The organism is Arthrobacter sp. Y3225116 (assembly GCF_059091245.1).
Map to the genome: position 1 here is coordinate 1 of NZ_JBNHGL010000591.1, position 353 is coordinate 353.

Annotated in this window: 1 protein-coding gene; it reads right to left on the minus strand. The window is 76.8% G+C overall.

Going from position 1 to position 353, the window contains the following annotated elements; translation table 11 throughout:
- Nucleotides 1-353 (minus strand): NAD-dependent epimerase/dehydratase family protein (locus AC5RV2_RS19115; RefSeq protein ID WP_494093632.1); only part of this gene is annotated, 353 nt, incomplete at both ends.

The following is a 353-nucleotide window of genomic DNA, read 5'->3' on the forward strand; positions in this document are numbered from 1 at the left end:
CGGTCCGGGTCCGCCGTGCCCGCGCCGGCGCCGGCAATCGCCTCGCCCACATGCGCGACCGAGGGGGAGGACACGAACACCACGTCGCGCACGCCGGCGGACCTCGCCGCGTCCAGCAGGGTGCGCGTGCCGTCGATGTTGGTGGCGACGAACTCGCTCCACGGGCCGGTGAAGGAAACTTTCGCGGCCAGGTGGATGACGGCGTCGACTCCCTCGACGGCCCGGGCGACGGCGCCGGCGTCCGTCAGCGATCCGAGGACGGTCCCGACGGCGGAGCCGACGCCGGCGGCGGGGCGGCGCTGGAAGGTGCGGACGCCGTGGCCCTCCGCCAGCAGCAGCCGGGCCACGGCGGC